At 36.4% G+C, this 7,096-nt stretch carries 1 protein-coding gene and 1 pseudogene; both read right to left on the bottom strand.

Annotation, left to right across the window (positions count from 1 at the left end; all coding sequences use genetic code 11):
• Positions 1–409 (bottom strand): annotated as a pseudogene (locus tag ACFIKR_RS08340) (hypothetical protein); the annotation flags it as partial.
• A gap of 958 nt (positions 410–1,367) precedes the next feature.
• On the bottom strand, positions 1,368–6,338 hold the full coding sequence (locus tag ACFIKR_RS08335; RefSeq protein WP_375659524.1) for a DEAD/DEAH box helicase: 4,971 nt from the start codon (positions 6,336–6,338) through the stop codon (positions 1,368–1,370).
• Positions 6,339–7,096: the final 758 nt, after the last annotated feature.

The raw sequence follows: 7,096 nt of genomic DNA, 5'->3' as shown, positions 1-7,096 counted from the left end.
AAACCTTGGCACCATTAGAAATAGTAGCATTATCACTAATTACGGCATAACCATAAACATGCCCACAGACCTTAGCGTTATCATGAATTTTTGCATTATCATAAATATGAGCGGTTGTATCAAAAACCAATGCCTTGCCATTAACGATAGCATTGCCATACACCTTGGCACCTCTAAAGATTTTCGCGTCATTATAAATTTTAGCATTTTCATAAACAGTTGCATTGAAAAGAACCGCGGCATTATCATAGACCCAGCAATTGCCATCATGGGATAAGTTACTTTCATTTTCAATAAAACCACCGAGGTCTCCCGCCTTAACATCATCAAAATCTCTTAGAGCACGAATGCGGTGTAAAGTAAGACCATCAAAAGTGAATTTTTCATTGGTAAATTCGTATTTTTTCATTGGAAATTCTTTCTTAACGTAAAAAGTTTTGAAATTGACACCTTATAAAGGCGCCGGGCGCTCAAAACACGGCGTTAAGTCCGTTGCTATGCTTTCCCCTAAAAAGGGTATTGTATGGCATAGCTACACCCGACAAAATCACTATATATGCTAACAAAAGCATAAAAGATAGTCAGTATTTTAAGAAGTGGATAAGGTCGTTTCGTAACCTACCCGCTTAACGTAAAGTGTTTTGATCACTTGATTATTTATATAACAAAATACGTATTTATTGTCAAATAATATTTTATCTTTTTTGATATTTTTTCTTATTTTTTAAATACGTTGTGTATTGATAATAACTTATGCTTATTAATTGCTTCTTTTATATTTATGTGCTTTTAAAGCTATATTATAAGATTTATAAAACGATTGCGTTATTTTCTGAATCTATACATTTATAATATTTAGAAACGCTCTCATAATGCGTATTTTTATCTTTATAACCTATCAGTTTTTTTACTAAATGGTTTTAATTTTTTTTGTGAATTTTGTTTATAAGGGGCTCTAATGTAAACAACCTATATTGAACGCACTCTATAAACACAACCTGTAATATATATTTTGTAGGGGTTTTGGGGGTGCTTATACTTTTTTCAAAAATTAGGGAATTAAAAGCGTAAAGTAATATAAGTATTCACAACAAAGCTTTTGAAAACAATAAAGCTATCATTTTAGATTACGGTATAATCTTTTAAAGGCAATGTAAAAGAAGCATATTCACTTTAAGATAGGGTTTCTTAAAAGTCTTAAAGGCAATCCAAAGTACAGTGTTTTAAAAAGTGCAAAGCCTTATCTTTTAGAATAACGCATATAAACTATTCTTTTAAAGATTGTATGTAAGCAATTTATAAAAGGGGCATAGAACCTATAGGTATAAAACCTTATACCCGTTGTGAGATTATTATGTCTTATAAATCTATTCAGTTTCTCTAATTTCTAATTTTGGTAAGTTCTTAACGATTTTCATTGTTTCCAAACTTACGGTAATAACCCTTTGAAACAACTCCAATGGATAAGCAGGATTTCCAACGGTTTCAACAGCATAACGATTAGCATCATTCACAATACCACTCTTTTTATCAGTTTTTACACATTGACGCCCCATAACCCATTCAAGAGCAGGCTTGCCATTAACGATATACTCATAAGCTCCAAGAGGGATGTCTGTCATGATGATATTGCTGTTATAAATAACAGTTGATTTATCTTTCTCTTTACCTGCTTTTGCGAATTTCATTTCAGTTACATAATAGAATTTTTCGGGATTAGAGATGTCAGTCAGTTTGGGATTACCCTTTTTAAAGGTTACGGGATAAGGCTCTACAGTTTCATAGTTTACGTGCAAATGACCAAGTTCACGCCCTGCTGTAACAAACATCCAAAAATCATCAGCAGTTTTAACACAAGGGATACGAGGCAATTCTTTAGAGAGATTATCAGCATAACGTATACGATAATCTTCTGAATGTAAAATCCCATAAACATAATAGAATAGATCATCTTTTGTTATGCTTTCATTAGGATAAGCAGCTTGAAAATGTGCTAGCCCTTCATCCGTAATGGCATCACGCCTCTGTAAACCAGCTGTTTTACTTTCTTCTGTAGAAATTAAAAATAAATGGGATTGTTTTTCATTTTTACTTTTTGAAACCGTATCATCTTTGTAAATATAGCGTGGAAAGCATTGACCTGTATCTATTACACTCACATCAGGTACATTTTTAGTCATCAAGATAGAAAATCCACTTCTTGCTCCTACAGAAGAAACTTGTATCACTTTATTTTCAGTCGCTTTTTCTATAGGAAATATCCGCGGCATTTGGTAAACCATATCATTGAAGGTACGATTATAATAAAGCCATCGTTGTGTAAAAGGACGATACAGACTTGGTATGAGGCATGTCTCTTCAAATTCAAAAAACTTTCTTTTTGTCAACTCTTGTTTAAGTCCACGGCTCCAACTTATCTTACTTTCATCTGAATTTACAAAATTATTTACAACATTGGTATGTATTTTACGGTCAGTGTGTGCATAAGTATCATTAAAACGTTCCACTTCACTGTTATAGAAGGCAATCATATTACTCATGTTTTTCGCTAGAGCTTCAGGGCTTGAGTTGTATGTCCAAGCATCACGACTCGTCATAATACCGCGAGAAAAATTTTCAAACAGCTTTTTACCATGACTTTTCTTATCACCTAGGGCTAGGAATGTTTTGAAACTCTCATCACGTTGATTTATCCAATCACCATGTTCATCCGGCGTGATCATTTGCCAACTTTGTTCACGTGTAATGCCATCAATACTACCAAAGTATTCAAGAGCTGTAAGTTTTTCTTTTGTCGTGAAATTATTACCAATGTCATGATAGTAAATTTTACAATCTCCGGAAGCATTGGGATTTTTGATAAACAATGTTATAGCAATACCAGTCATACTACCATTGCCAAAAACATTTTCACCTTCTTGAGCTTTCCCATCGCTTAACATATTTTTACGAATATCCCCCCGTAAATTAAGCACATAAATACTCGTAAACTCTTTGGCTAAAGATTTTCGTAAGCTATCCATTGTTGGCTTTTCTATGTAACCAGAACCAGAAACAAAGCCTATTACCCCAGCATTACTAATACGGTCACTTGCCCAACGAATGGCACGGATATAGCTGTCATAAAGTGCTCGTATATTCGTTACTTTCGATTGAGCAGCATAAGTTTTACGGATACGTTCATCTAATATGGGATAAGGGCTGTTCTTTGCATTATCATTTTCGCTTTTTTGCCCTACTGAATAAGGAGGATTCCCAAAAATAACTTCAATATTGAGGTTTTTCTGAAGTTCTAAATATTCACTGTTTTTCTCTAGTAAACCTCTCATCAGATCTTGTTTTTCAAGCATCCGGAATGTATCGGTTAAACCAATATGTTTGAAAGGAGTATACTCTCCTTTCTTCAAACTATGATAAGTCGATTCAATGTTAATGGCTGCTATGTAGTACGCTAGCAAAACAATCTCATTGGCATGGATATCATGACGGAACTTATATTCCATATCCTCTGGTTTGATGAGCTTTGATTGTAAAAGCCTTGTGATAAAGGTACCCGTTCCAGTGAAAGGGTCAAGAATAGAAACACCACGTGACCCCAAGCTTTTTCCAAATTCATTGCGTAAAACATCATCAACAGAATGAATGATAAAATCCACGACCTCAACGGGGGTATAAACAATCCCAAGCCTATCCGTGGTTTTCTTAAATGCCTTGGTAAAAAAATCTTCGTAAAGTTTGATAATAAGATTTTGTCTTGCCTGTGGTTCGGTAATGCCAGAGGCACGGAATTTTACGCTGTCATAAAACTCTTGTAATTCTTTGGATTCTTCTTCAATATTGGTTTTATCGAGTTCTGTTAAGATTTTTTCCATTGCTTGCGAAATGGCATTGTTTTGTACAAATTCATTGCCCTCAAACAAGGCTTCAAACACAGGACGCGTTACAAGATGTTGCGCTAACATCTCAACGGCTTCTTCTTGCTTTATCTCACTGTTTAAGTTGTTTTTTAATTCCTTATAAAACGTATCAAAGGCATGATAAGCTTCGCTTGTTTGATCAGAAAGCATAGTTTGAAGGCGTGTGATATGGTTTTGTGCAATCTCAGCAACATTGTTCGCCCAAATGCCCCAATAATCACTCATAGTAGATTTTTTAACAATCAGTGTTTTAAGAGCATTGGGAAACTCAACAAAAAAGGGTAATCTTCCTGTTACGCTATGACTATGTTGCGGTTCATGAGCTTGTGTCCCAATACGAAGTCCGGATTGTTCCGATTTTTCGTGGAGCGTGATTTCGTCAATAACCGTGGTGACATTCTCTAATTCGGTCTTTTTAGAAACTGTAACAATGTCGATAATAGAGCTTACGTCTTGCCCTAAGACCATCTGGTTAAGGGTTTTACTAAAATTCTCATCATGGGCAAGCAAAGCATTGAGAACTTGCCAGACAACACTGTATCTCTTATTGTTTTTTAATGCCTCTTCTGGTGAAACACCAGCAGGAACACCAACCGGCAAAATGATATAGCCCATCTTTTTGCCTTTTGCACGACGCATCACACGTCCCACTGCTTGTATCACATCCACTTGGCTTTTACGTGGGTGTAAAAACATAACCGCATCAAGGGAAGGAACATCAACACCTTCTGAAAGGCAGCGTACATTGGTTAATATACGGCAGACATTCTCACCCGCATCTTCTTTCAACCAATCAAGTTTTATCGTACGGTTTTTGGCACCAGATTTTCCATTAATATGATCTGCTTGACAGTTAAGAGGGGGAATATTTTTATGGTTTTCATGAAGCTCACGTAAATCTTTCTTAACTTCTTCATCGTTGAATGTTCTACATATGCGTTCAGAAGTATTAATATCTCTACAAAAAGCCAAAGCCCGATGCATGGGTCTTGTATCATCTCCAAGATCAATTTTCAGATCCATTTTGGTAAGAGCTTGATAACAACCCATGATCTTTGTTCTATCATCAAGAATAAGTTCATAATTCTTATCTGTCATCAGATGCTGGATAGATTTACTCACTTCTCCTTCATCAACACCTAAAACGATAATCTTGTAAGGCGTTAAAAGTCCATTTTTTACAGCATGGGAGAAACTATAAGAATAAAGGATTTTGCCATAAAGCTCTTCATCATCCATAGAAGCCAGAACGGCATCAATCTCATTAGCTTGTTTTTTGGCATTGTCACTAAAGATACGAGGTGTTGCTGTCATATACAGCCGTTTCTTGCCCCGAATAAGGCTATTGTCATGAACCTTGATAAACTCAGATTCACTCTTGTCTGTTCCTAACACAGCTCCAGTGGTACGGTGTGCTTCATCACAAATGATCAGATCAAATTCCGGTAAAGCATATTTCTTTTGCGCATCCGAAATCACCTGGATCGAATGGTAGGTAGCAAAGACCACAGTCATTGCATCAGGAGAAGTCTTATTGGCTTTTTCTCCAAGCTTTTGAGAATCTGTTGTTGCTGGTAGAGCGAGATCCGAGACATCGAGTTCGGCAGCATCATCTTGGGCTTTACGACGCTTGCCAACTTGTGTATCAGAACACACCGCAAAGGAACGCAAGGGGATTGCTGTATCTGCTGTCCATTCTCTTATTGTTTGTGACATTAAAGAAAGAGAGGGGACAAGGAATAAAACACGTTTACCTTGACCAGCAAGAGCTTCTGCTATCTTCAGACTGGTAAAGGTCTTTCCCGTTCCACACGCCATAATCAGCTTGCCGCGGTCTGCTTCTTTTAACCCTTCACAAACAGCTTTAAGCGCTTCTTGTTGATGATCTAAAAGATTTTTCGGTTCTTTTTTCTTAAGAGTAGCTTCCCCTTTGCTTTCAAAGGTTGACCAATCTATTTGACTGTTTTCCAGATCAAAAAGATTAATCCGTTGAATGCGGACTCCTTGTCCTTCACAGGTGAGATCGGCATTGTTACTCCAATTACCTTCGGTGCTATCAACCAGAATACGGCGTGTGAAAATCTTTTTTCCCGAGGCAGCAATAAAGCTATCAATATCTTCTTTCTTGATCTGATGATTTGCACTATAAAACTTACATTGAATAGCGGCATATCCTTCTTCATCACGAATTTTAGCAACCAGATCAATGCCGATATCACGCCCATCTTCCCCATGCTCTTTTGCCCATTCACAATAGGTTTGAACCTTTTCATATTCTTGGCATTGCAGGGGGTCTTTCGTCAAATAAGCAATTACAAACTTTTCAAAAGAAGTTCCTCTATCGCGCGCACTTTCTGTATGATCACGGTAGGATTGTAACAGAGAGCGTAATGTCAGTGGTTTGTTATGAGATTGAAGCATTTATAATAAAACCCCACCGCTTTATAAGCGTTGATCTATCAGTGTCAAAAAACTTTAAATAAAATCTGCTAGATCTATTTAAAACAAATAGCAATAATAAAATAAGAAAAGGGTGCTAAAGACCCACAACCTGCTTAAAAAGAAATTTTATTAAAGGCTGTTTATCCACAGCCTATGACATGAGGTAAGATCAGCAAAATAGTGAATTTTGCTGTTCGTTTTACGGGTTAATCAAGACAAATGAACTATGTGCCTTGATAGGTTTTATAGATAGGTTTTGAAGGTTTCTTAAACCTTCAAAACTCATAGATTAGGTGTCCTTTGAAGGTTCACTCTATGAATAAGGGGATATGGTTGAGCAAATTTATCCTTTATATTTATGGGGATATTGATGTATTAACCATTGACGCGCTAAACAGTTTTGTTTAGAGGTCTTTCTACATAAATGTGGGGGAGAGATCTTCAGCAGTTAAAATAAAGCAGTTTTTGGGTGCCCCTTTTCTTTGGTTACAGAGGCATGTGCTTTTGTTAAAAGCGTCATAGAGCAGTGGCTGTTTTGAGTGGACTTGTTAGAGGTTCATGAAGTTCTTTTAAAGAGTGCTTCATGAATAGTGCAAAGCGGGGGCAATCTGTATTGTTTTGTGTATTTTTACGCCAAAGTTCTCTTTTGAGAATTTTTCGTGCCATTTTTGTTTTCTTTGGCTTGTTTACAGGTGTAAATGTTTATGCGCGCTCCTCAGCTATTTTTCATTCCCCAA

The sequence above is a fragment of the Bartonella sp. MR30HLJHH genome, from assembly GCF_042194195.1.
Taxonomy (GTDB): Bacteria; Pseudomonadota; Alphaproteobacteria; order Rhizobiales; family Rhizobiaceae; genus Bartonella; species Bartonella grahamii.
This window is presented reverse-complemented; position numbering and strand designations above follow the sequence as displayed.

What these genes read in the sequence shown, in the direction of transcription:
- ACFIKR_RS08335 (WP_375659524.1), bottom strand. Translation starts at nt 6,338, where the DNA reads ATGCTTCAATCTCATAACAAACCACTGACATTACGCTCTCTGTTACAA.